This is a genomic window from Pseudogemmobacter sp. TB195 (assembly GCF_058313095.1).
On record NZ_JBZEGG010000032.1, the window covers coordinates 39,087 to 62,075 of the forward strand.

18 protein-coding genes, 1 pseudogene and 1 riboswitch are annotated in these 22,989 nt (G+C 63.4%); of the genes and pseudogenes, 9 read left to right on the forward strand and 10 right to left on the reverse strand.

Features of this window, described 5'->3' with window-relative positions; all coding sequences use genetic code 11:
* Positions 1-586 precede the first annotated feature (586 nt).
* Positions 587-1,375 (reverse strand): annotated as a pseudogene (locus AC4FS3_RS24895) (Mu transposase domain-containing protein); the annotation flags it as partial.
* A gap of 145 nt (positions 1,376-1,520) precedes the next feature.
* Between AC4FS3_RS24895 and ybeY the strand changes: the two are divergent.
* The 7 genes from ybeY to AC4FS3_RS24930 all read left to right on the forward strand — a co-directional run bounded on the left by ybeY (position 1,521) and on the right by AC4FS3_RS24930 (position 8,905).
* Positions 1,521-2,024, forward strand: coding sequence for an rRNA maturation RNase YbeY (gene ybeY, locus AC4FS3_RS24900; protein ID WP_491022749.1), 504 nt, complete (start codon positions 1,521-1,523; stop codon positions 2,022-2,024).
* A 39-nt stretch (positions 2,025-2,063) separates the two neighbouring features.
* Positions 2,064-3,002 carry a CBS domain-containing protein gene (locus AC4FS3_RS24905; protein WP_491022750.1) on the forward strand — a complete coding sequence of 313 codons (939 nt, stop codon included), beginning with the start codon at positions 2,064-2,066 and terminating at the stop codon, positions 3,000-3,002.
* Between the two features lie 15 nt (positions 3,003-3,017).
* Positions 3,018-4,541, forward strand: a complete 1,524-nt coding sequence (lnt, locus tag AC4FS3_RS24910; protein ID WP_491022751.1) for an apolipoprotein N-acyltransferase — start codon at positions 3,018-3,020, stop codon at positions 4,539-4,541.
* A 32-nt stretch (positions 4,542-4,573) separates the two neighbouring features.
* Positions 4,574-4,623, forward strand: a riboswitch (SAM-SAH riboswitch).
* Positions 4,624-4,631: 8 nt separating this feature from the next.
* The gene (gene metK, locus AC4FS3_RS24915) at positions 4,632-5,798 is read left to right on the forward strand and encodes a methionine adenosyltransferase (RefSeq protein ID WP_491022752.1); all 1,167 of its coding nucleotides are present in this window, start codon (positions 4,632-4,634) and stop codon (positions 5,796-5,798) included.
* A 140-nt stretch (positions 5,799-5,938) separates the two neighbouring features.
* Complete coding sequence (gene trmB / locus AC4FS3_RS24920) at positions 5,939-6,652, forward strand: tRNA (guanine(46)-N(7))-methyltransferase TrmB (RefSeq protein WP_491022753.1); 714 nt, start codon at positions 5,939-5,941, stop codon at positions 6,650-6,652.
* Positions 6,653-6,828: 176 nt separating this feature from the next.
* On the forward strand, positions 6,829-8,175 hold the full coding sequence (gene aroA / locus AC4FS3_RS24925) for a 3-phosphoshikimate 1-carboxyvinyltransferase (RefSeq protein WP_491022754.1): 1,347 nt from the start codon (positions 6,829-6,831) through the stop codon (positions 8,173-8,175).
* Between the two features lie 40 nt (positions 8,176-8,215).
* Positions 8,216-8,905, forward strand: coding sequence for a hypothetical protein (locus AC4FS3_RS24930; protein ID WP_491022755.1), 690 nt, complete (start codon positions 8,216-8,218; stop codon positions 8,903-8,905).
* A 142-nt stretch (positions 8,906-9,047) separates the two neighbouring features.
* Here the strand turns inward: AC4FS3_RS24930 and AC4FS3_RS24935 are convergent, their stop codons facing one another.
* Together AC4FS3_RS24935 and AC4FS3_RS24940 are read right to left on the reverse strand one after the other, a co-directional pair.
* The gene (locus AC4FS3_RS24935; RefSeq protein ID WP_092895961.1) at positions 9,048-9,665 is read right to left on the reverse strand and encodes a GcrA family cell cycle regulator; all 618 of its coding nucleotides are present in this window, start codon (positions 9,663-9,665) and stop codon (positions 9,048-9,050) included.
* Positions 9,666-9,737: 72 nt separating this feature from the next.
* Positions 9,738-10,415: a glutathione S-transferase family protein gene (locus AC4FS3_RS24940; RefSeq protein ID WP_491022756.1), complete on the reverse strand. Its 678-nt coding sequence runs from the start codon at positions 10,413-10,415 to the stop codon at positions 9,738-9,740.
* A gap of 364 nt (positions 10,416-10,779) precedes the next feature.
* Here AC4FS3_RS24940 and AC4FS3_RS24945 point away from each other — a divergent pair, with 364 nt between their 5' ends.
* A complete protein-coding gene (locus AC4FS3_RS24945) occupies positions 10,780-11,955 on the forward strand; it encodes an aspartate aminotransferase family protein (protein ID WP_491022757.1) in 1,176 nt (391 codons plus the stop codon).
* Between the two features lie 76 nt (positions 11,956-12,031).
* Positions 12,032-12,958 carry an ornithine carbamoyltransferase gene (gene argF / locus AC4FS3_RS24950; RefSeq protein WP_283177254.1) on the forward strand — a complete coding sequence of 309 codons (927 nt, stop codon included), beginning with the start codon at positions 12,032-12,034 and terminating at the stop codon, positions 12,956-12,958.
* A 21-nt stretch (positions 12,959-12,979) separates the two neighbouring features.
* On the opposite strand, the gene AC4FS3_RS24955 is transcribed toward argF, so the two are convergent.
* The 7 genes from AC4FS3_RS24955 to AC4FS3_RS24985 all read right to left on the reverse strand — a co-directional run bounded on the left by AC4FS3_RS24955 (position 12,980) and on the right by AC4FS3_RS24985 (position 22,294).
* Entirely contained in the window at positions 12,980-14,167 is a 1,188-nt protein-coding gene (locus tag AC4FS3_RS24955; protein ID WP_491022758.1) for an MFS transporter, read from the reverse strand.
* Between the two features lie 63 nt (positions 14,168-14,230).
* On the reverse strand, positions 14,231-16,645 hold the full coding sequence (gene hrpB, locus AC4FS3_RS24960; protein WP_491022759.1) for an ATP-dependent helicase HrpB: 2,415 nt from the start codon (positions 16,643-16,645) through the stop codon (positions 14,231-14,233).
* A 105-nt stretch (positions 16,646-16,750) separates the two neighbouring features.
* Positions 16,751-17,815 carry a heme-dependent oxidative N-demethylase family protein gene (locus AC4FS3_RS24965; RefSeq protein WP_491022760.1) on the reverse strand — a complete coding sequence of 355 codons (1,065 nt, stop codon included), beginning with the start codon at positions 17,813-17,815 and terminating at the stop codon, positions 16,751-16,753.
* Positions 17,816-17,825: 10 nt separating this feature from the next.
* A complete protein-coding gene (locus AC4FS3_RS24970) occupies positions 17,826-18,788 on the reverse strand; it encodes a PDR/VanB family oxidoreductase (protein WP_491022761.1) in 963 nt (320 codons plus the stop codon).
* On the reverse strand, positions 18,785-19,393 hold the full coding sequence (locus tag AC4FS3_RS24975) for a dimethylamine monooxygenase subunit DmmA family protein (RefSeq protein WP_491022762.1): 609 nt from the start codon (positions 19,391-19,393) through the stop codon (positions 18,785-18,787). The genes AC4FS3_RS24970 and AC4FS3_RS24975 overlap by 4 nt, the downstream gene beginning before the upstream one ends.
* Positions 19,394-19,575: 182 nt before the next feature.
* Positions 19,576-20,715, reverse strand: a complete 1,140-nt coding sequence (locus AC4FS3_RS24980; RefSeq protein WP_283177259.1) for an aminomethyl transferase family protein — start codon at positions 20,713-20,715, stop codon at positions 19,576-19,578.
* A 238-nt stretch (positions 20,716-20,953) separates the two neighbouring features.
* Positions 20,954-22,294: an ammonium transporter family protein gene (locus AC4FS3_RS24985; protein WP_283177260.1), complete on the reverse strand. Its 1,341-nt coding sequence runs from the start codon at positions 22,292-22,294 to the stop codon at positions 20,954-20,956.
* Between the last annotated feature and the right edge of the window lie 695 nt (positions 22,295-22,989).

Below are 22,989 nucleotides of genomic sequence, written 5' to 3' on the forward strand. Positions count from 1 at the left end.
GGAGGATTTCGGCACAAAAGACCACCCCGGAGCACGGCGCCGGGGCGAGTTCTGACGAGAGTTGCAGCCAGTTGCGCCTTTTTGTGATTTTCAGACACAGGGATGGGTGAGGGCGTCATCCCGGCATAACGCACAGATGCGTCAAAAGCACCCCTCACTGGCTATGCGTCCTGCGCCTGACGGGCGTCTCCAGGGGCAGGTATCTGCCTCTTTTCCGGCGCAGCAGTGTCTGCCGCTGGCGCCGCCGCCTGCCGGGGCGATCCGTAACTGTCGCCATGCCGCAGTTGCCATAGCACACCGGGTTGCGGTCGGAAGCCTTGATGATCGCGAGAAAGCTGATCGTTAAGAGTGATCGCATCGAGCGGGATCTCACCCTTAACCTGATCTCCCAGATGGAAATCCGGACGTGGCTGTCTGTCCGCCGTCAGCGCCCATGGCACAGTTTGGCGTGCTTGCTGTCAATCGGCCCGCAAAACTCTCCCTCTATGCTGCGTCGAGTTCTGGGCCTGAGCCGACGGAACAGCTCACAGAGTGGGGGCGGGCCGGGTGCGGTTCTCGAGCCTCCCGTAAAGCCTGAGACTGCCTATCAGGTCTGAGATCTGAGTGCATTCCAAGTCGCTGGTCCTCCTGAGTCTGTCGTCAGCCAGGCGCAATCGGCCACGGGTTCGCGGGTCAGGCGCCGCGCGGTGGGGGTTAGTAGACGTGGCGACCGGGTCGTGTCGTCGGGCGAGGATGTTGATAACGACAGGCGCGGAATGGACGCCCTGATCCACGGATTCTCGGCAGGCGGCTTCAACGGCCTGCAGCCCGTCATCGGACACGCAACTCAGGATCTGGACCATTTGCCGGTCTTTGTCATCGCTGCCCTTCAGCTTGCTCCGGATCGCGGCCATGGCAGGCGGCAGAACCCAGTCCTTGAGCTGGGCACCGTTGCACGAGCCGCGCCGGGTTTGTTTGCCAGAACAGGCACATAGTGCCAGGGATCATAGAGCGTCTGACCGCGTCCGGAGGCGCGCGCATGCTCTCCGACGACTACACTATCCTGCCGGATGACGATCCCACGGCATAGACGTGCACATCAACGGGACGTCCGACTGCGGTCGCCAAGACCGAGTATTTGTTGTTGTCGGACCGAACTGTGCAGATCTTCGACATACGAGATCTTGTTCGCAATTGGTTCGAGAACAATTGTCGGGTGGGCTGGCACGCTGTGGAGGCAGTCGGAGCGGCCAACGCAAGGGACGAGGTGGGAGCGCTCAGCCTCGAACATTTCCCAGATCTTCTTTTCGGCCTCCTCCACATGGCGATGCGCCTTGGCATACACCACGCATGTGACCAGCAGCCAGGCGTTCAGCTCATCGAGGTTCTTCATCTTTCCACTCCAAAGATGGATCGCACCATCAAAGCCCCGGATCAGACACCTGAACATTCCTGGGATGAGCGGCTTTTCCGCGCGGGGCGACGGGCCCCTGTTTTTTCTTCCCTTGCCTTGCGCGAAGCAGCGGGATAGCGCGACTCTCATGGACCCAATCTTTGATATTGTCTTTGAAGATACGCGCTGGCAGGCTTTTGGGCTGGATGGCCTTGCCGAAACGGCTGCGGCCGCAGTCTTTGCGCAGCTGGGGCTTTCCCCGACCGGCTTCCTGATCTCGCTGCTCGGCTGCGATGACCAAAGGATCGCCGCGCTCAACACCGAATTTCGCGGCAAACCTGTGCCAACCAATGTCCTGTCCTGGCCCTCGGAGGAGCGCGCGGCGGAGGAGGCCGGTGGCATTCCCGACCTGCCGGAGCCCGGTGACGCTGAGGATCCCGGGGAGCTCGGCGATATCGCCATTGCTTACGAGACCTGCATGCGCGAGGCCACAGATCAGGGCAAGGATCCGCGGGAACATGTGACCCATCTGATGGTTCACGGGATTTTGCATCTTCTCGGCTATGATCATATTGATGACGCAGATGCGGCTGTGATGGAAAATCTCGAGACGCGGATACTTGCGGGTCTGGGCATTCCTGACCCATATTGAAACGCACCCACATAACGGGTGGCTCTGGACAAAGGGACAATGGGCAGTAGCAGCGACGGGCCGGTTACGGCGCAGGATGCGGCGGCATTAGCGGGAACAACGGTTCCGCAGGATAATGCGGGACAGGGGAATACACCGGCAGCACTGCCCGGTGGCGGGCAAAGTGGCCCCAGGGGCTTTTTCGGCCGCCTGATCTCGGCTTTCTCGGGCACAGATGCCGAGGGGGCCGCGCTGACCCAGGGCGAGCAGGCCTTTGCCCTGCTGGCCGAGGTCAGCGTCGATGACGTGGCCATTCCCAAGGCCGAGATCGTGGCGGTTGCGCTTGATACCGGGCTGGAGGATCTGGTCCGTGTGTTCCGAAGCCACGGATTTTCGCGCCTGCCGGTCTATGAGGAAAGCCTTGATCACCCGCTTGGGCTTGTGCTTCTGAAGGATGTGGCGCTGCGTTTTGGTTTCGGGGCAACCGAGGCCTTCACCCTGAAAGACCTGCTGCGGCCGATCCTCTTTGCGCCGCCCTCGATGCCGGCGGCGGTGCTTTTGCAGAAGATGCAAAAGGAACGCGCACATATGGCGCTGGTGATCGACGAATATGGCGGCGTCGATGGGCTGGCGACTTTTGAGGATCTGATCGAAGCCGTGATCGGTGAGGTCGAGGATGAGCATGACGAGGTCGCCGGGCTTTTGTGGAAAGAGGAAAGCCCGGGCGTCATCCTTGCGCAATCCACGGCGGAGCTTGAGGATCTGGAGGCTGCTTATGGCGTCCGGCTGCGGGGCCTTGCGGAAGATGATGATATCGACACTCTGGGCGGGCTGGTGTTCCTGCGCACCGGCCATGTGCCGGTGAGGGGCGAGATGGTGGTGCTGGAAAACGGCGCCACGATCGAGGTGGTCGATGCTGACGTGCGCCGGATCAAGCGGCTCAGGCTGCGGCTGCCGCAGGCGGCGGGCGTTCCGGCGGGCATCGCGGCGGGAAACTGAACAGGGACAGAATTCATGCAGCCTCAGCGCAATCGCCTCTGGCATCAGAGGCTGCGTGATTTTGTCATCGGTGCTGTGGCGGCGCTGGGCCTTTCGCCTTTTGGCCTCTGGCCGGTGGCGCTGGTGGCGCTGGTGCTGATCCTCAGGCGGGTGGGCGCGGCAAAGACCGGGCGCGAGGCCTTCTGGCGCGGGCTCTTTGCCGGAGCCGGCTGGTTCGGGCTTTCGCTCAACTGGATCGTGCAGCCGTTTTTCGTTGATCCCTGGCGGCATGGCTGGATGGCGCCTTTCGCGCTTTTGCTGATCGCCTTCGGTCTGGGGCTGTTCTGGGGCCTTGCCGGGCTGATCGCGCGGCGTGCCGGCGGGGGGGCAATGGCCTTCGCGCTGGCGCTTTCGCTGACGGAACTGGCGCGCGGTTTCATCTTCACCGGCTTTCCCTGGTCCTTGCCGGGCCATATCTGGCTCGATACCGCGCTGGTGCAGATGGGCGCGCTTATGGGCGGCTATGGCATGACGGCGCTGACGCTGATCGCGCTGGCCGCACCATTCTCTTATGGCTGGCGGCGGGGAGGGGCGGTTTCCACTGCCATTCTCGGGCTCGGGGTCGGCTGGTCGGGCTACCGGCTTTCCCTGCCCGAACCTGCGCCGCGCGACATGGTGATACGCATCGTGCAGCCCAATATCGCGCAGAACCTGAAATGGGACCCCGAAGAGGCGCGCAGCAATTTCACGCGGCTCTTGTCGATGACCGCCGGCGCCCGGGCAGATCTGGTGATCTGGCCCGAGACTTCGGTTCCCTATCTGGTGACCGAAGGCGATGGCGCCGCGCTGTCGATCGCGCAGGCCGGAGGCGAGGCGCTGGTCGTTGCCGGGTATCAGCGCGACGAAGGTGCGGCGGCCTGGAACACGCTGGGCGTCTTTGGCCCGGGCGGGCGCATCTCACAGACTTTTGACAAGATCCATCTGGTGCCGTTCGGGGAATATATGCCGATGGGGGATCTGCTTTATGATCGTTTCGGCATCCGCGCTTTTGCAAGCCAGGCCGGGGCGGGCTATTCGGCGGGGCTCGCGCGCAATCTGCTGGATTTTGGCACCATGGGGGGACGGGCGCTGCCGCTGATCTGTTATGAGGCGATCTTTCCAGGCGATCTGGTCACGGATGAGCGCCCCGACTGGATCTTGCAGGCCACCAATGACGCCTGGTTCGGCACCCTGACCGGGCCGTATCAGCATTTCGCCCAGACCCGGCTGCGCGCGATTGAACAGGGGCTGCCGCTGATCCGCGCCGCCAATACCGGGATCTCGGCGGTGGTCGATGCGCGCGGCTTTGTCGCGACAGACCGCGATGGCCGGCCCGCGCATCTTGGCCTCGGGCTGCAGGGCGTGATCGACGCGCAGCTTCCCGGCCCGATGGAGCCGCCCCCTTATGCGCGGATGCTGCGCAGTGCCGGCGAGGCGCCCATGCTGGTTTTCCTGCTGTTTGGCCTTGTGGTTCGGGCACTTTCCGCCCGCCGCCGGGCCGCCGGCCGACCTGGAGCTTGATTGTTGGCCCCGTGGGCGCTAAGCGCAATGACACACCGTCACAACGGCTTCCTGGCGTGACGCGGTCCTTTCCAACGGAGCACTTCCCCAATGAGCCGCAAGAACTATGTCTTCACCTCCGAATCCGTGTCGGAGGGGCATCCCGATAAGGTTTGCGATCGCGTCTCCGACGCCGTGCTGGACGCATTCCTGACCGAGCAAGCCAATGCCCGCGTCGCCTGTGAAACCTTCGCCACGACGAATTGCGTGGTCGTGGGCGGCGAGGTCGGTCTGAGCGACAAGGCCGCGCTGACCTCTATGCTGGAGCGCGTCGAGACCATCGTGCGCGACTGTGTGAAAGATATCGGCTACGAGCAGGACGAGTTCCACTGGAAAACGCTCAAAGTCACCAATCTGCTGCATCCGCAATCGGCGCATATCGCGCAGGGCGTTGATAAGGACGGGGCAGGCGATCAGGGCATCATGTTCGGCTATGCCTGCCGCGAAACGCCCGAACTGATGCCGGCGCCGATCCAGTATTCTCATGCGATCCTGCGCCGCCTGGCCGAAGTGCGCAAATCCGGCGCCGAACCGACGCTGCGGCCGGACGCGAAATCGCAGCTCTCGCTGCGCTACGAGGACGGGCTGCCCGTCGAGGCGACCTCGATCGTGCTCTCGACCCAGCATTCCGATATCGCGCAAAGCTCGGATGATATCCGCGCCATCGTGGAGCCCTATATCCGCGAAGTGCTGCCCTCGGGCTGGATCACTGAAAAGACCGTCTGGCATGTCAACCCGACCGGGTCTTTCGTGATCGGCGGTCCGGATGGCGATGCGGGTCTGACGGGGCGCAAGATCATCGTCGACACCTATGGTGGCGCAGCCCCCCATGGTGGCGGAGCGTTTTCGGGGAAAGATCCGACAAAGGTTGACCGTTCGGCCGCCTATGCCGCGCGTTACCTCGCGAAAAACATCGTCGCAGCCGGCCTTGCGGATCGCTGCACGGTGCAGGTCTCCTATGCCATCGGCGTGGCCGAGCCGCAGTCGATCTATGTCGATACCCATGGCACCGGCACGGTCCCTGACAGCGTGATCGAGCTTGCGATCCCGAAAGTGCTGGATCTGACGCCGCGTGGTATCCGCACCCATCTGGGTCTGAACCGCCCGATCTATGCCCGGACCTCGGCCTATGGCCATTTCGGCCGCGCGCCGGAAGCGGATGGTGGCTTCTCCTGGGAGCGCGACGATCTCGTCGCCGCCCTCAAAGCTGCGGTCTGAGGCCGGTCAGCCTGCCAATCTTTGAAAAGGGCGCCCATAGCGGCGCCCTTTTTCATGCATCCCGGCCGGCCTGCGCTTGACCCGGTGCCGCGCGGCGCTTAGACGCGCGCCCTGACCGCACCCCGCCAGAGGCCCGCCCGATGTCCGATCCCGTTGCCCCGGAACAGCACCCAGCCGAGCCCCGCCGCAATTTCTACGGCCGCTCAAAAGGCAAGACGCTGAGGGCGAGCCAGAAGGACTATCTGGCCAATGATCTCGAGACGTTGCGGCTGAGGGGCGTCACCCGCGACGAAAACCCGGCCCGTGCGCCGCTGGATCTGACGCAATTCGGTGGCCTTCCGCTCTGGCTGGAGGTCGGCTTTGGCGGCGGCGAACATCTGGTGCATATGGCGGCGCTGAACCCGCAAATCCACCTGATCGGCTGCGAGCCCTTTGTGAATGGGGTGGCGATGCTGATCGGCAAGATCCGCGCCGCCGGGGTGACGAATCTTTCGATCCATCCGGGCGACGTGCGTGACCTTTTTGACGTGCTCCCGGATGGGGTGATCGGCAAGACCTTCCTCAATTACCCTGATCCCTGGCCGAAAGCCCGCCACCACCGCCGCCGCTTTGTGACGCAAGGCTATCTGCGCGCGCTGCACCGCGTGATGGCGCCCGCGACCGAATTTCGCATCGCGACCGATATCCCCGATTACGTCCGTCAGGCGCATGAGGAAGTGCCCGAAGCCGGCTTCCGGCTTGATCATGAAGCCGGCGATGGCGGTGCCTGGGATGACTGGATCTCGACCCGTTACGAGCAAAAGGCCTTTCGTGAAGGCCGCTTCCCGCATTACCTGACCTTCCGTCGGGCGTAAGACCGCGGAACGCTCCGCCTGGAGTGGTCCGGCCAGACGGGGCAGGGAGTTCAACCTGATCCGGATACTCCCGCCGGAGGCATCTGCGCTTTCCGCTTCTCATGCCGCCGCGATGCTGGACCCCCTCTTCTGCTTGCGCTATCAGGCAGGGGCATTTGCGGGGACGGGAGAGAAATATGTCTGGCCATGGTGACGCACAGGTGATGATTTCCGCCAAAAGCGGGCCGCTGAAAGGCGTGGCATCGGTGCCTGGCGACAAGTCAATCTCGCATCGCTCGCTTATTTTCGGCGCCATGGCTGTCGGTGAGACGAAAATCTCCGGTCTCCTCGAAGGCGAAGATGTGATCGACACCGCGAAAGCGATGCGCGCTTTCGGCGCGACCGTGACCCGCCATGGCGAGGGGATCTGGTCGGTAAACGGCGTTGGCGTCGGCGGCTTTCAGGAACCTGCCGATGTGATCGACTGCGGCAATTCCGGAACCGGCGTGCGGCTGATCATGGGGACCATGGCGACGACGCCGATTTCGGCCACCTTCACCGGGGATGCGAGCCTCAGGAAACGGCCGATGGGGCGGGTGACCGACCCGTTGTCGTTGTTTGGAACCGCAGCTTACGGGCGCAAGGGCGGCCGTCTGCCGATGACCGTGGTTGGTGCCGCCGATCCGGTTCCGGTGCGCTATACGCTTCCGGTCGCCTCGGCCCAGGTGAAATCCGCCGTGCTGCTTGCGGGTCTGAACGCGCCCGGTGAGACCGTCGTGATCGAGCGCGAACCGACCCGCGATCATTCCGAGCGCATGCTGCTGGGATTCGGTGCCGATCTGACCGTTGAAAAAACCGCAGAAGGCCATGTCATCACGCTGAAAGGCCGCCCCGAACTGCGCCCGCAGAGTGTGGCCGTGCCGCGTGATCCGTCTTCGGCCGCGTTCCCGGTCTGTGCCGCGCTGATCACCGAGGGCTCGGATATCCGCGTGCCGGGCGTCAGCCAGAACCTCACCCGCAACGGGCTTTACCTGACCCTGGTCGAGATGGGCGCGCTGATCGACTTTGAAAACCCGCGCGAAGAGGGCGGCGAGCCGGTGGCCGATCTGCGCGTCCGTTTCTCGCCCGACCTCAAAGGCATCGAAGTGCCGGAAGAGCGCGCGCCGTCGATGATCGACGAATATCCGATCCTCTCGGTCGTGGCGTCTTTTGCCGAAGGCGTCACCACCATGCGCGGCGTCAAAGAGCTCCGCGTCAAGGAATCCGACCGGATCGACGCCATGGCGCGCGGCCTTGAGGCCTGCGGTGTGAAGATCGAGGAAGAGGAAGACGTGCTGATCGTCCATGGCATGGGCGCGGGCGGGATGCCGGGCGGCGCCACTTGCAAGACCCATCTTGATCACCGCATTGCCATGAGCTTCCTCGTCGCCGGCATGGCCGCGAAACGCGAGATTACCGTTGATGACGGCTCGCCCATCGTGACCTCTTTCCCGATCTTCGAGACGCTGATGAACGGGCTCGGCGCGGCGATCCGGCGCGGCTGATCTATTCCCGGGACCAAACCGAACCCGCCCCGGCTGTGCCATGGGCGGGTTTTCCATATCCGGATCACGGCTTTACATCCCGACCCCGCGCCGCCAGTTTACCCGCAGTTTTCACCTCTTTCCGGGGATCCGCGCCATGCGCCTTGTCTGTTCTGCCGCCCTTCTTTCCGTGATCCTCTCTGCGGCCATTCCTGCGGTCTTTTCCGCGACCCCGGCTTTGGCCCAGGAAGAGGGGGAGGAGATGGAGCAGGTCACCGGCCAGCAGGTCGATGGCTGGATCAGGCTGGAAAGCGACGGCGAAAGCCATGACTTCATGACGGTCAGCTTCCTGTTCGACACGGTCAGGGTCGGCACGGCTTCGGTTGCTGATGGTACGCAGACGGGCAATGAAACGATTGTGGCCGTTTCGGGCGGGCAGGAGCCGGATGGCAGTGGGCCGTTCTTCCACCTCGCGTTCGGCTGGCCGGGCGAAGGCGCCGAGCCGGTGCTGAAGCCCGAAATCACCTGGTATCCGGCCGGGCAGCAGCCACCCTTCTTTGCCAGCCTTCTGGCCAGCCCGCCGGAGGTCACGGTCACCCGCTACGCGTTTGACGGACAGGCCGGGGCGATCAGCGGCAGCTTCAGCGGCAGGGTCTGTTCGGTCACAGACTGGGACCAGGAAGAACCGGATCCTGCACTTTGCCGCGATATCACCGGGGCGTTCGAGACAAAGCTCAACCCGGCTTTCTGATTTTCCAGCCCTCCGGCTTTCTGGCTTGCCTGGTCTCAGCAGGCCGGGACGTCTCAGCAACCGGGGCGACGCGAAAAGCCCGCAGGATTTCTCCTGCGGGCTTTTGTCATTCCGGTGCCCGGGCGAAAAACGCCTGGAGGGATCAGCGACGGCGGTCGCGGCGGGCGCTCATCGGCTGGAAGGCGACGCCGACATGGGCCTCGCAATAGGGTTTGCCGGGCAGCGAAGGCAGGCCACAGAACCAGAAATCATCGGTTGCCGGGTCGCCGATCGGCCATTTGCAGGTGCGCTCGGTCAGTTCCATCAATGATAGCTTACGGGCACGCTTTTCGACCTCGCGCACCGAAGCCAGCGCCTCGGGGCTGATCTCGTTGAGCGAGGGCTGCGGCGGCAGCGGCTGACCTGCGGGCACGATGGCCTTGCGGAGTGGCAGGGGCGTGACATTCGACACCGGAGCCGCCGATGGCGCAGGGGCTGCGCGCGGTGCCGCCGGTGCGGGCTCTTCACGCGGCGGCGCCGGCTGAGCCGGGGCCGCCTCGGCGACGGGTTCCGGGCGTGGCGGCGGGGCCGCTGCTGCCGGAGCCGGCGCGGCCTCTTCGTCATCCTTGCCGCCTACGCGGTTAGAAAGGCCCAGCCGGTGGACCTTGCCGATGACTGCATTGCGGGTGACGCCGCCAAGTTCCTTGGCGATCTGGCTGGCCGACTGACCCTCGCCCCACATGCGCTTGAGGGTTTCAACCCGCTCGTCCGTCCAGGACATATGCCTCTCCGCCTGTCTGATAACCGCTGCATAATAAGGGGAGGGGGCAGCGGGCCGCAAGGGGATAGCGAATCAAATCCCGTTACTGATCGCGTGTCCGGATTTATGGTCCGATAAAGGGGCGAGGCAGGTGGCGAGATGAGGGCGTTTTGCCTGCCGTTGCCACCAGTTGTGCAACGCCGGAAAGCCGGCCACCGCCGCGGCTCCGTCGGGGCTGCGGATAAAGCCTGCAAACATCGGCGCCAGATGCAGATCGGCAAGGGTCAGCGGACCGGACATCACCAGACCCTCAGCCGCGATAACGTCAAGCGCGGCCAGAACCGGCATCGCGGCGCGGAGCCCGGCCGCGGCCCGCGCCGGATCCGGCGGCTCGCCCTCGGACAGCGCAAAGACCCCCGCCCCGTAATGGTCGCGCAGCATCGGCCGAAAACCATGCGCATCCATGATGACGATGGCCTGGACCATTCGGGCCCGCGCCTTCGGATCCCCGGGTTGCAGGGCAGGGCCCGGGAAGCCCTCATCAATCCAGCGGCAGATCGCCCCGGTCTCATAAAGCGTGAAATCCCCCTGGCGCAGCACCGGCACCATGCCAAAGGGGGAAAGCCCCGCCGCATCAGGCGTCCTGAACGGGTCAACCTCGGTGAAACGCACTGCCACGCCTTTTTCCGCAAGGGTCAGCCGCACGATGGCAGTGTGGATGCTGTGGCGCCAGCCGGTCAGGGTCAGGGGCAGAATCAGGGGATCACGCATCCGCCGATCCTCGCATGGCGTGACCCCCCGTGCAAAACCTCCCCCGTGCAAAATCTCCGCCGCACAAAAGCCCCGCCGCGCAAAATCCTGCGCACAGATCCCCCGCATTCCCGTTTACAAAGCGCCACTGTCGTTTTATCAGACAGGCATGACCATGAATGCGAAACAGCTTATTCATTCGCGACGCCGCTGAGGCGTTGGTCCCGGCTTGCCCGCCGGTCATTCAGGGCAATCCCCCGCATATCCCGACAGAGCTGTATCTGTCTGTCCACGGACCCGTCACCACGCTGGAATAGAATCCGCATGTTGACACCCCCATTGCCCCGGCTTTACGCCTTTGGCTTCCATTCCTGAGGGTAATTCCATGATCACGCCCGTGCTTCCCACCTATAACCGCGCGCCTTTGTCCTTCGTGAAGGGCGAGGGCAGCTGGCTGGAGGCGCGCGACGGCCGCCGATATCTGGACCTCGGCGCCGGGATCGCGGTGAATGCGCTTGGCCATGCCGCGCCAGAGCTGGTGGCCGCGCTGACCGAACAGGCGGGGCGGCTCTGGCATGTTTCGAATGTCTACACGATCCCGGAACAGGAAAAGCTGGCAGAGCTGCTGGTCGACCGGACCTTTGCCGACACCGTCTTCTTCACCAATTCCGGGACGGAAGCTGCCGAGCTTGCGATCAAGATGGCGCGGAAATTCCATTACGAGAATGGCCAGCCGGAGCGGACCGGCTTCATCGCTTTTGAAGGCGCTTTCCACGGCCGCTCCACCGGTGCCATCGCGCTTTCAGGGGCGGAAAAGATGGTCAAGGGCTATGGCCCGCTGATGGAAGGTTTCCAGCAGCTGGCCTGGAATGATGCCGACGCGATCCGCGCCGCCATCACCGGCCAGACCTGCGCCGTGATCATCGAGCCGATCCAGGGCGAGGGCGGCATCCGCCCGATGCCCGATGCGCTTTTGCAGGAAATCCGGGCACTTTGCGACAAGACCGGCACGCTTCTGATCCTCGACGAGGTGCAATGCGGAATGGGCCGCACCGGACGGCTTTTCGCGCATGAATGGAAGGGCGTCACGCCTGATATCATGATGGTCGCCAAAGGCATCGGCGGCGGCTTCCCTCTGGGCGCGGTGCTGGCCACGGAACGCGCCGCCAAAGGCATGGTCGCAGGCACCCATGGCTCGACCTATGGCGGCAACCCGCTGGCCTGTGCGGTGGGCGCAAAACTCACCGAAATCATCTCCGACCCCGCCTTTCTTGCCGAGGTCGCGCGCAAATCGGCGCTTTTGCGTCAGGGGCTCGAATCCCTCGTCGCGCGCCACGCGGATATTTTCACCGAAGTCCGCGGTGAGGGCCTGATGCTCGGGCTGAAATGCGTCCTTGCGCCGGGCGATGTGGTCACTGCAGGCTACCAGGCTGGCCTCCTGACGGTCGCCGCAGCCGATAATGTCCTGCGCCTGCTCCCGGCCCTCAATATTCCCGATGCAGACATCACCGAGGCGCTTACCCGCCTCGACCAGGTGGCGACGAGTCTGAAGGCGGCCTGATTTCATCTGTCCTTAAATATCCCGGGGGTGCGGGGGCTGGCCCCCGCTGCCCGACCTGTCAAAAAAGCGAACCGAAATGAAACATTTCCTCGATATCCACACCACTTCGACCGATGATCTCCGGGCGATGATGGACCAGGCACATGCGATGAAGGCCGCCCGCAAGGATCGCCCGAAAGGCACGCCTGATGATGACCAGCCGCTGAAAGGCCGCATGGTCGCTCTGATCTTTGAGAAACCCTCGACCCGTACCCGCGTCTCGTTTGATGTCGGCGCCCGCCAGCTCGGGGCCGAGACCATGGTGCTTTCCGGCAAGGAAATGCAGCTCGGCCATGGCGAGACCATTGCCGATACCGCCAAAGTGCTCTCGCGCTATGTCGACCTGATCATGATCCGTACCTTCGAGGAAGACACGCTTCTCGAGATGGCGGAACATGCCACGGTGCCGGTGATCAACGGGCTGACAAACCGCACCCATCCCTGCCAGATCCTCGCTGATATCCAGACCTATGAAGAACATCGCGGTCCGATCAGGGGGCGTAAGGTGGTCTGGGCCGGCGACGGCAACAATGTCTGTGCAAGCTTTCTGCATGCGGCCGGGCAGTTTGGCTTTGACTTCACTTTCACCGGGCCGGAAACGCTTGATCCCGAAGGGAAATGGCTGGATTTCGCGCGCTCGAAAGGTTCAAAAGTCACCATCCAGCGCGATCCCTTCACCGCGATTGAGGGCGCCGATCTGGTGGTCACCGACACCTGGGTCTCGATGCATGACCCGGAATCCGCGCGCGAACGCCGGCACAACCAGCTGCGCCCCTATCAGGTCAATGAACAGCTGATGAGCCGTGCCAAACCCGATGCGCTCTTCATGCATTGCCTGCCGGCGCACCGCAATGACGAGGCGACCAGCGCCGTGATGGATGGCCCGCATTCGGTGATTTTCGACGAGGCCGAGAACCGGCTCCACGCGCAAAAGGCCGTGATGCGCTGGTGCCTCGGGGTCTGAAGCCTCCGGTCTGCGGGCAGTTCACACCACCTGGCGATCATCGGCGCTGGCGGTTCGTCCGGCCAGCGCCGCAAGTCCGAAGATCATCACAGCTAGGCCGCCGAAGGTGACGCGATGGCCGAAATGCTCGGCCAGCCAGCCGATCGAGGCGGGCGCCATCAGGATCCCTGCGTAGCCCACCATCGTCACCACTGACAAAGCCGCCCCGGCGCGCTGGCCGGGATAATTGCCGGCGGCAGAAAAGATCACCGGCACCAGATTGGCGCAGCCGAGCCCGGAAATGGCAAAGCCGAAGATCGCAATCCAGGACCCGGGCGCGGCGGCGGCCAGTGCCATCCCGACCCCTGCTATCAGACCCGAGACAAAGAAGATCCGCACGCCTCCAAAGATATTCCTGAGCCGGTCGCCGAGAAAGCGGGTGATCGCCATGGTCGCCGCGAAAAACGCAAATCCAAGGCCTGCGGTGAACTCATCGGCGCCAAAGGCTTCGCCAAGATAAAGCGCGCCCCAGTCCAGGATGGATCCTTCCGGCACAAAGGCCATCAGCGCCATCAGGCCAAGGATCCAGATGCCGGGATCTTTCGGCAGGAAACTGTCCTTCACTGCGGCCGCAGTCCCCGGCTGGGGCGACCCCTCGGGCGGGTCACCGCGCAGGAAGGGCATCGCGACAAGAACCAGCGCGGCAATCGCCCCCGCAGCCACCAGGGACTGGGTCTCAGCCGAGGTTTTCGAGATGATCCATGCCCCGAGCGTGCCGGCGGTAAAGCCTCCAAGGCTCCAGAACCCGTGCAGCGATGACATCACCGCCCGCCCAAGACGCCGTTCGATCTCGACCGCATTGGAATTCGCAAGCACATCGAGAAGGCCCATCATCAGGCCAAAGATCACCATCGCCAGCGCGAGCAGCGGCAGCGAGGGCGCGTAGACCACCAGCGGCAGCACCGGCGCCTGGGCCAGCGCCGCGAGGCGGAGCAAAGGCAGCGTGCCATATTTCTGGATCGCCTTGCCCGCGACCAGCATCGCAAGCATCGCCCCCACCCCAAGCCCCAGGATCAGCAGGCCCAGCACCGCCTTGTCGATGCCGTGCTTTGGCAACAAAAGCGGGATCTGGGGGGCCCAGGCGCCCACCAGCATACCGCCGCCGGCAAACATCGCGGCCAGCGCCCAGCGGGCGCGTGTCGCTTCCTGGCGGGTCATGGTGAGGCTCATGGCTGTCGTTCCTCCGTTAGCGCCAGCATCCCTATCCTGGGCTACTGACGGCGGGAAGGGGGATCAGCTGCGGGGTTTGGCGCGCAAGGTAGGCTCTGCTTCGCGCGGGTCTTCGGGCCAGGGATGTTTCGGATATTGCCCGCGCATATCCTTTCTGACATCGGCGTAAGACGAGGCCCAGAAACCCGGCAGATCCAGCGTCACCTGCACCGGACGGCGCGCCGGCGACAGAAGCGTGATGCGCAAGGGCAGCCGGTTCTGGCCGACCACCGGATGGCGGCTGACGCCGAACATTTCCTGTAAACGGACCTCGATCGCGGGGTGGTCGCCGTCATAATCGATCGGCACCTCGCGCCCCAGAGGCGTGGTGAAATGGGCGGGCGCAAGGCGGTTCACCTCTGCCATGTGGTCCCAGCCGATATGGGCTTTCAGGGGCTCGATCAGATCCAGGGCCTTCAGGTCAGACAGGCTGCGGGCGCGGGTCAGATGCGGCAGGAGCCAGTCCTCGGCGCTGGCCAGCAGCGCCTCGTCGCTGACCTCGGGCCAGGTCTCGTCACGGGTCAGGCGGATACGGGCGCGCAGCCGCGCGGCGGCGGGCGACCAGAACAGCCCGTTTTCGCGCAGACCGTCCAGCGCCGCGCGGGCGAGCGCCGCAGCGGGCGCGTCTGGCCAGGGGCGCTCGGCCAGCACCAGCGCGCCAAAGCGCTCGCGTTTCAGGGCCTGGACGCGGTTTTCACGGCTGTTCCAGATCACCTCATCGGACCAGGTGATCGCCGGGCCATGGATCTCGCGCAGCTCTTCCTCGCTGATGGCCAGCCCAAGGCGCAGCGTGGCCTCGCGCAGATCGCCATCGAGGTCGGTTGCAATGATCAGCCGTTCTTTGGCCAGCGCGGTGCCGGTGCCGACCACCGCACCCTTGCCATTGGCCAGAAGGTAGCGCGGTGCGTCGCCTTTGCGTCGGAGCCCGATACGGTCTGGCCAGGCCAGCGCCGCCCATTGCGCGACCGAAAGCCCGGGGCGCGCGCCCTCAGGCACCGCGCGCGCGAGGCGCTTCGCCTCCTGGCGGATCCGTTCGATCACCGCGCGACTGGCGGTTTCGGGCGGGCGTTCAATGGCTTTGAGGCGCAGCATCAGATCGGGCCCGGCGCCGCGCATCGGGTCGCGCTCTTCCGCCAGCGCCGCAAGGCGCGCGGCATCGGGGCCGGCGATCATCAGCATATGACCAAGGCGGGGATGCAGCGGCAGGCGTGAGAGCCGGCGCCCGTGAGCGGTGATTGAACCCGCCCCGTCCAGCGCCCCGAGCGTGATCAGCAGCTCGCGTGCCTCGCGCAGGGTGGCGGGATGCGGCGGAGTGAGGAACGGCAGATCATCCGATCCCCATTCCGCCAGTTCCAGCGCGAGCGCGGTCAGATCGGCCGAAGCGATCTCGGGCGGCGGGAAAGCCAGAAGCCCGCCTTCCTCGCCTTTGGTCCAGAGCCGGTAGCAGATGCCTGCCGCAACCCGGCCGGCGCGGCCGCGGCGTTGTTCGGCCTCGGCGCGGGTGACGCGCTCGGTCACCAGCCGCGACATGCCCGAAGCCGGGTCGAACCACGCGCGGCGCGCACGCCCACCATCGACCACCACACGGATGTCAGGCAAAGTCAGCGAGGTTTCCGCAATCGAGGTCGCCAGCACGACGCGCCTGAGACCTTCGACCGGCGCAAGTGCTGCGCGCTGCGCCTGGAAATCCATTGCGCCAAACAGCGGGCGCAATGCGATCCCGGGGATGTCCTGCAGTCGCGCCTCAACCCTCCGGATCTCGCCCTCACCGGGCAGGAAGGCCAGCAGACCGCCTTCGGAGGTTTCCTCCAGTGCCTGGGCGATCAGCCCGGCCATGGCGGCATCAAACCGCATCGAGGCATCAACCGGGCGCGGCAGCCAGCGGGTCTCGACAGGAAAGGCGCGGCCCTCTGCCGTGATCATCGGCGCATCACTCATCAGGGCTGCAACCGGGCCCGCATCAAGCGTTGCCGACATGACCAGCAGCGCCAGATCGGGGCGCAATGCCGCACGGACTTCCAGCGCCAGCGCAAGGCCGAAATCGGCATGGAGCGAGCGTTCGTGGAATTCGTCAAAGATGATGCAGGAGATCCCCGGCAGTTCGGGGTCAGACTGGATCATCCGGGTCAGAATGCCCTCGGTCACCACCTCGATCCGGGTCGCGCCCGAAACCTTCGCCTCGCCCCGGATGCGGTAGCCGACGGTTTCGCCAATCTTTTCGCCAAGGGTTTCCGCCATGCGCTCGGCACTGGCGCGGGCGGCGAGGCGGCGCGGTTCCAGCATCAGGATTTTTTGCGCGAACAGCCCTGATTTCAGCAGGTCGAGCGGCACCAGCGTGGTCTTGCCGGCCCCTGGCGGGGCCTGCAGAACGGCCCGCCCCGCGCGGGCCAGCGCCGCACGCAGGTCAGGCAGAATCTCGGTGACGGGCAGCTCTTCCATGCCTGCTATATGGCAAGCCCGGTGCAGATAAGCCAGCGCCGCCCGGGGGAGGGGCGGCGCCGGGTCATTCTCGTTTCCGGGTCAGTCTTCGGCTCCGTCTTCGGCTCAGTCTTCTGGCCACCAGCCGGGCGAGGTTGGCGCGCCATCATCATATTTCGCCAGATAGTCGAGGATCATCGGCTTGTTGCGGATGAAGCCCTTATAGGTCGCCAGCTCGTCGGGGACGGTTTTGATCACCCGGTGGAAACGCCGCGCCCATTTCGGCTTGGTGACCAGATCATCCAGGCTGATCAGGTAGCAACGGATCGGGAAAACAATCGCATTCGAGCGCGGCAGCCGGATCAGCGTCTGCAATTCCACCCGCAGATGCTGGCGCTTGCCGATGGTCTCGGGCGTCATGGTGGTCTTTGACGGGCCCCATTTGTGGTAATTCTCGGGGCTGGTATCCAGCAGCGGATCGACCGTCATCGTCCAGTTGAACCGCCGCACCGGCGCCCCATACTGAAGCGCGAGCAGGAATTTCAGCGCCCGGTCAAAGATCCCCATTTCATGGGCCAGCGGCACCGGCGCATGCCATTCGTGGAAATTCATCCCGATGTCGAAATCGAGGCTCCAGTCGGCCTGGCTGGTCACCATGCCGGCTTCGATCCAGAGATTGTCGTCGCGCTGGTCCTGCAGCGTGAAATCGCCCTGGGCCTGGCGGGTGATATATTCAAACGGCCCCATCGGCAGGGTCGATTCGTCCAGGAAGGTGAACTTCTGGTCGATCCCCAGCGGACGGTTGACCCAGTGCCACTTGTTCCCGTCTTTCGTCAGCGAGAACCACTGGGGATATTCCTCCGAGAACTTCTCCATGATCAGCTCAAGGAGATCCCAGCCTGCCAGCGTCATATGTGGCAGTGACTGGCAGCGCAGCGGATCCTGCTCCAGCACCCGGGCGCGGTCCCGCATTTCCGAGACGTAATGCTCGTCCACGTCAAAGTAATGTTCAAAGATCGAGCCGGGTCGACCTGCGACATGGGGCTCCATATTCACCGAATACATGTAGTCGTCTTCGGGGAAGGGGAAGGGGAAACGGTTCACCGCATGGGGCGAATTGCGATAGGTGTAATCGCCGAAAAAGCTCTCGTGGCGGAAGAACGGGTCTTTGAACGCATCATCAAGGCTCATCGCATCCTCCTCAGAGTTCAATCACCAGGCGCTCGCCTTTGAAACGCGAGACGCAGGGCATGATATGGGATTTCGCGGCTTTCTGTTCGTCAGAAAGCCAGTGATCATAATTCAGGATCTCGCCCTCGACGGCGTTGACCTTGCATTCGCATTGGCCACAGGCGCCGCCACGGCAGAGATAGGGGGCATCGACGCCGGCGGCTTCCAGCGCCTCAAGCATCGACTGGGTCGGGCCGACATTGACGGTGATATTTGACTTTGACAGCTCGACCTTAAACGCCTCGCCCACCGGGGGTGCCAGGAATTCTTCGGAATGGAGCGCGCCTTTCGGCCAGCCCATCTTTTCAGCGGTCGAAAGCACCCAGCCGATCATCCCCTTGGGGCCGCACACATAGAGATGCGTGCCAAGGGGCTGCGTTTTCAACAGGGTCGCGAGGTCGATCGCCTGTTTCTCCAGGTCGTAATAAGGATGAACCCGATCGCCGTAACGGGCGGAGAGCTCTTTCATATAGGCGCCCAGCTCCCGGTCACGCATGGCGTAATGCAGCTCGAACTTATGGCCGAGCGTGTCCAGCTGCGCCATCTGCGCGATGAAGGGCGTGATGCCGATACCGCCTGCGACCAGCAGATGTTTCTTCGCGCGCAGGTCCAGCCCGAAGAGGTTCACCGGCTGCGAGATCACCATCTTCATGCCGGGCTTCACGCCAGAATGCATGAACAAAGATCCGCCGCGCCCGGTCTCGTCCCGGCGCACGGAAATCTCATAGCCCGAGCTGTCCGACGGGTCCGACATCAGCGAATAGGCGTTCAGACGGCGGGTGCCATTGTCATCCATCTCGACGACGGTATGGGCGCCGCCCGAGAAACCCGGCATCAGCCCGCCATCTTCGCGCACGAAACGGAAGCGTTTGATCAGGCTGTTGACCTCGACCACTTCGGTCACGATCACGGGCAATCTGGTCGAGCCGCTCATTTGAAACGCTCCTCGGAGGCGGGCACTTCGCCGGGATCTTCCGCGTCGATACAGACGCCCTGGAAGGCAGCGAGGCGGCGCGAATAATGGTCGCGCACGAAGAGGTTGAGCCCGCAATGCGAGCAGACAAACGGGTCAAGCGACACGTTTTCGGTGATGCCCTTGCAATGGACGCATTGCACGCGCCGCGCGAGCGAGCCGCGCTGCTCGGTCTGGAGCGCGTCATGTGGCAGGCCGGCGGCGATCGCGTCGCGCTGGACCTGACCGATCAGCCCCTCGGTGCCGGCGGCGTAAAGCTGCAGACCCATATGCGCGTCGCCCAGCACTTTGCGGATGCGCTGCGAGGCAGAGGCATAGCTGGGCGCGGGGTGGAAGACCTGCGCTCCGAGCTCCGAGACCATCGTGGTCAGATCGGTGCCATTGGTGCCGGGAATATAGACGATATGGGTCGTGGATTTCAGATCCGGCGCGGCAGTCAGAAGCGCGGCGACAGCCTCGCCCCCTTCGCCATCGGCCACAATGAAATGCGAGGAACCCTGCCGTGGAACAAGGCGGCCATAGAGCGGCCGGGATCTCATGATGTCATTTGCTTGCGTTTGCGACATTCTTCTTCTTTCGCTCTGGCATGATGCACCCGCGAGGGCTGGTGCATCGGCTTCATGTCTCTTCCTCACCCCAAAGCCTCTGGCGGGCCTTCCTCCCTGGAGGGTGATGAACCTCCCCGCCACAAAACTGCGCGGCGGGGAGGGGAACAGACAGGGCTGAACCTGATCAGCCTTTGACGATATCAGCCTTTGACGGTGCGGCGCTTTTTCTCGACGTCGTAGAACGGCATCGAATGGCTGGTCGCCGCGATCTCGCCATGGGTTTCGCAGTTCACCACAAGTTTGGTGTCGTTATTGGCATATTCAACCGGCAGTCGCGCAATTGCGACGGTCCAGTTGTTCAGCGGCGAATGCATCGCCTGGGTCACGACACCCACTTTCTTGCCGTCCTTGAACACCGGCGCGCCATTGCCCGGGACATTGTTGCCTTCAAGCTTAAGGCCCCAGATCTTGAAGCGCTCTTTGCCCTTCAGGCGGTAATGCTCTTCCGCGCCGCGGAAGCCGATCTTGCCCGGCGAGACGGTGAAATCGAGGCCCAGCTCCCACAGCGTGTCGCCGCCCGGCTCGTTGTCGAAGGGGTTATTCTCCGACGTGTCGAAGGGGTAGAACAGCAGGTAGCTTTCGACCCGCAGCATATCGAGCGTGGTGAAGCGGCAGGGCATGATGCCCATATCGGCGCCTTCTTCCAGGATACGGTCCCAGACCATGCCGGCATCCTGGCCGCGCACGAAGATCTCATAGCCGCGCTCGCCGGTATAGCCGGTGCGCGAGATCATGACGGGCTTGCCGAAAAGCGAGGTCTGCATATGGCTGAAATAGTTCAGGTCACGGATGCCTGGCACGTGCTTTTGCAGGTAATCAACGGCCAGCGGGCCCTGCAGCGACAGGTCATGCAGGTTGTCGTCGAAGCGGATATCGACATCGCGGCCGGTGGTGTACATGGCCAGCTGCTCATGGCCGTTGCCGGTGCCATGGACGACCATGAAATTGTTCGGCCCGGTGCGGTAGATCACGCAGTCATCGACGAATTTGCCGCCATCGGACAGCATGGTCGCGTAGGACGAGCGGCCCGGCATGATCTTTTCAACGTTGCGCGTGGTGGCGCGTTCGATCACGTGGCTGGCGGCCGGTCCGTTCAGATAGACCTTTTTCAGGCCCGAGACGTCCATCAGACCGGCTTTGGTGCGGATGGCCATATATTCGGCATCTGCGTCACCGACCTTGTAGGACCAGGCCGTGCCCATCCCGCTCCAGTCTTCCATATCCGAGCCGAGCGCGCGGTGGCGATCACCGAGTGCAGAGAATCTCCAGGAATTGGTCATGATTCCTCCCGTCGTTTTCTTAATGAATGTTGCGACTCATCCTGGAAGGTCGGGATCGGAAAAGCAACATTCATGTTAAAAAAAGGTTTCCTGACAGAGAACAATTTCCTGGCCATCTTTCTGTCTCCGGGCGCGGCGCGCGGAATTGCCCGATCCTTGTGCGGTCCATGGATGCGACAGGGCAAAGCCGGCGGGAGGATCTCCCGCCGGCTTGCAGTCAGGGACGCGAAGGCCCGGCTTATTTGCCGTTGTCGAGCCCCCAGCGAAGCTTGTCGAGCCCTTCGGCCTGCTCCTCTTCGGGCACACGCAGCCCGGTCGTCGCCTTGAGCACCACGGACAGAATCAGCCCGGTGATGATGCCGACGCCAAGGCACAGCGCAAAGCCCGCAAGCTGCATCAACAGGCTGATATGGCCATGCTGATAGGCAAAGGGCCCTTCGGTGATGCCCCAATACCCGCCGCGCGGTGTGCCGGCCTTGAAGAGGCCAATCATCACAAGGCCGTAGAAGCCGCAGCCGATGAAGAGGGGGAACAGCTTGTGCTCGTCGATCTGACGTTTCGAGGTGAAGTCATAGACCAGCCAGCAGGTCAGTGGGGCGCCAAGTGCCACGAGGAACATCTGCCAGGGCAGCCAGACGTCAAATCCGGGCGCACCTGCGACATAGCCGCCGAGCGGTCCGAACAGGAGGTAGATGTAGTTCTTCGTCTTATACGAGATCGCCGCGCCGGTGATGGCGCCACCGGCCCAGGCCAGCGCATAGTTGTTGAAGGCAATCCCCAGCGAGGTATCGGCCATGGTGACCGAAATCGCGCGGGCTTCCGGGTCGACAAAGAACAGACAGGAGAGAATCACCATCGGCAGGCCCGAGAAGATGGTGATGATGCCGGTGGCCGCGAGGCCGATCGACGGCGCCTGGTAGGAGGGCACCTTGGGATGGGGCGCGAACATGCCGGGGCGTTTGCCAAGCTGCGGCACCAGCACCATCGCGATCCCCGTCGGGAAGATATAGACGAAGCCGATCCCGAAGAAGTCATGGAAGCCGGCATTGGTCAGCGGCCCGACCGAGCCCCAGACCACCCAGCTCAGGATCGAGGAGACGACCGTTGCCACCACGCAGGTGATGTAAAAGGCCGAGGCCTTCATCCGTTCCGACACCGCGAAATGCAGCAGCACATTCACGATCCCCGCAAAGGTGGCGAGGAAGAAGATGAAGATCTGGAAGGTGTTCAGCCCCGGCCAGACCGCGGGATCGACATTTTGCGCATGGGCGTTCGACAGCGTCCCGAAGAACCACCAGTCCTTCAGTGAATCCATCATCGTGGCGCCGCCCATGATGTAATATTGCCCGGCCCAGAAGCCGAAGCCGACCGCGAAATAGGTCGCGAATCCAATAAAAAACCCCACCATTTTCTCGATGGTGGAGTTGTAGAGATTAGCGCTTCGCGTTGTGCCGGCGTCGATCATTAAAAGCCCGGCGACAACCATCAGCGCCCCCACCGTACCAGACGCATAGACGAGGTTCTGGACGAGCTGGCTGAGGTTTACCTGTTCCGCGAAGAACGTGGCAGTTTCTTCCATATACGCACTCCCTGTTGTGGGTCCGGCTCCTCTCATGGGGCCGGTTTCTGGTCTTTCCGGCATGTCGCCGGCCGTTCCGGTCTTTTGGAGTTCCGCGCGCAGCAGGGCTGCGTCCCGGAAGCGCCGGATTATTCCGCCTGCCCGCCGGTCCTTGCTGCCGGTCTTCCCGGCTTTCTTTCATGCTGTGAGGGCTGAGTTTCCCGCAGCAGAAAAGCGCCAACCGAGAAAAGTACCGTTCCAATGGACCAGAGGGCAGACCACTTGCCGCGCCAGATCATACCGCTTGCCGATCTGGTCTGGTGTGCAGGGCTACATTGCGAGCAAGCGAAATGAAAATCAACCATCCAGGAAAAAACTATTCCCATAGGGAAGACTGCCCCTGTCAGTTCCCATTTAACTGACTGATCAGGCGCAGAAAAATCTGGATGTGAGAGGCGAAGATATCAGGTTTTTCCGCTGATTCCGGGGCAAACAGCAGGCGTCGCAGCCGTGTGGCCGACCCTGCCGGCCAGGCGGACCGTGCCAAAGGGTCAGGTTTGGCGCTGTACCAGATGCCTCAGACGGCTGAACCGCAGCAGAGAACCGGGAATCGCTGCCCGCTTGTAAAAATATTCCCCTCATTCAACTTTATTTCTTGTGTGTTTGTTTGTCTGGTTGTTAGGATTGTTTTGCGCCAGAGCTAATAGGGAGCCGCT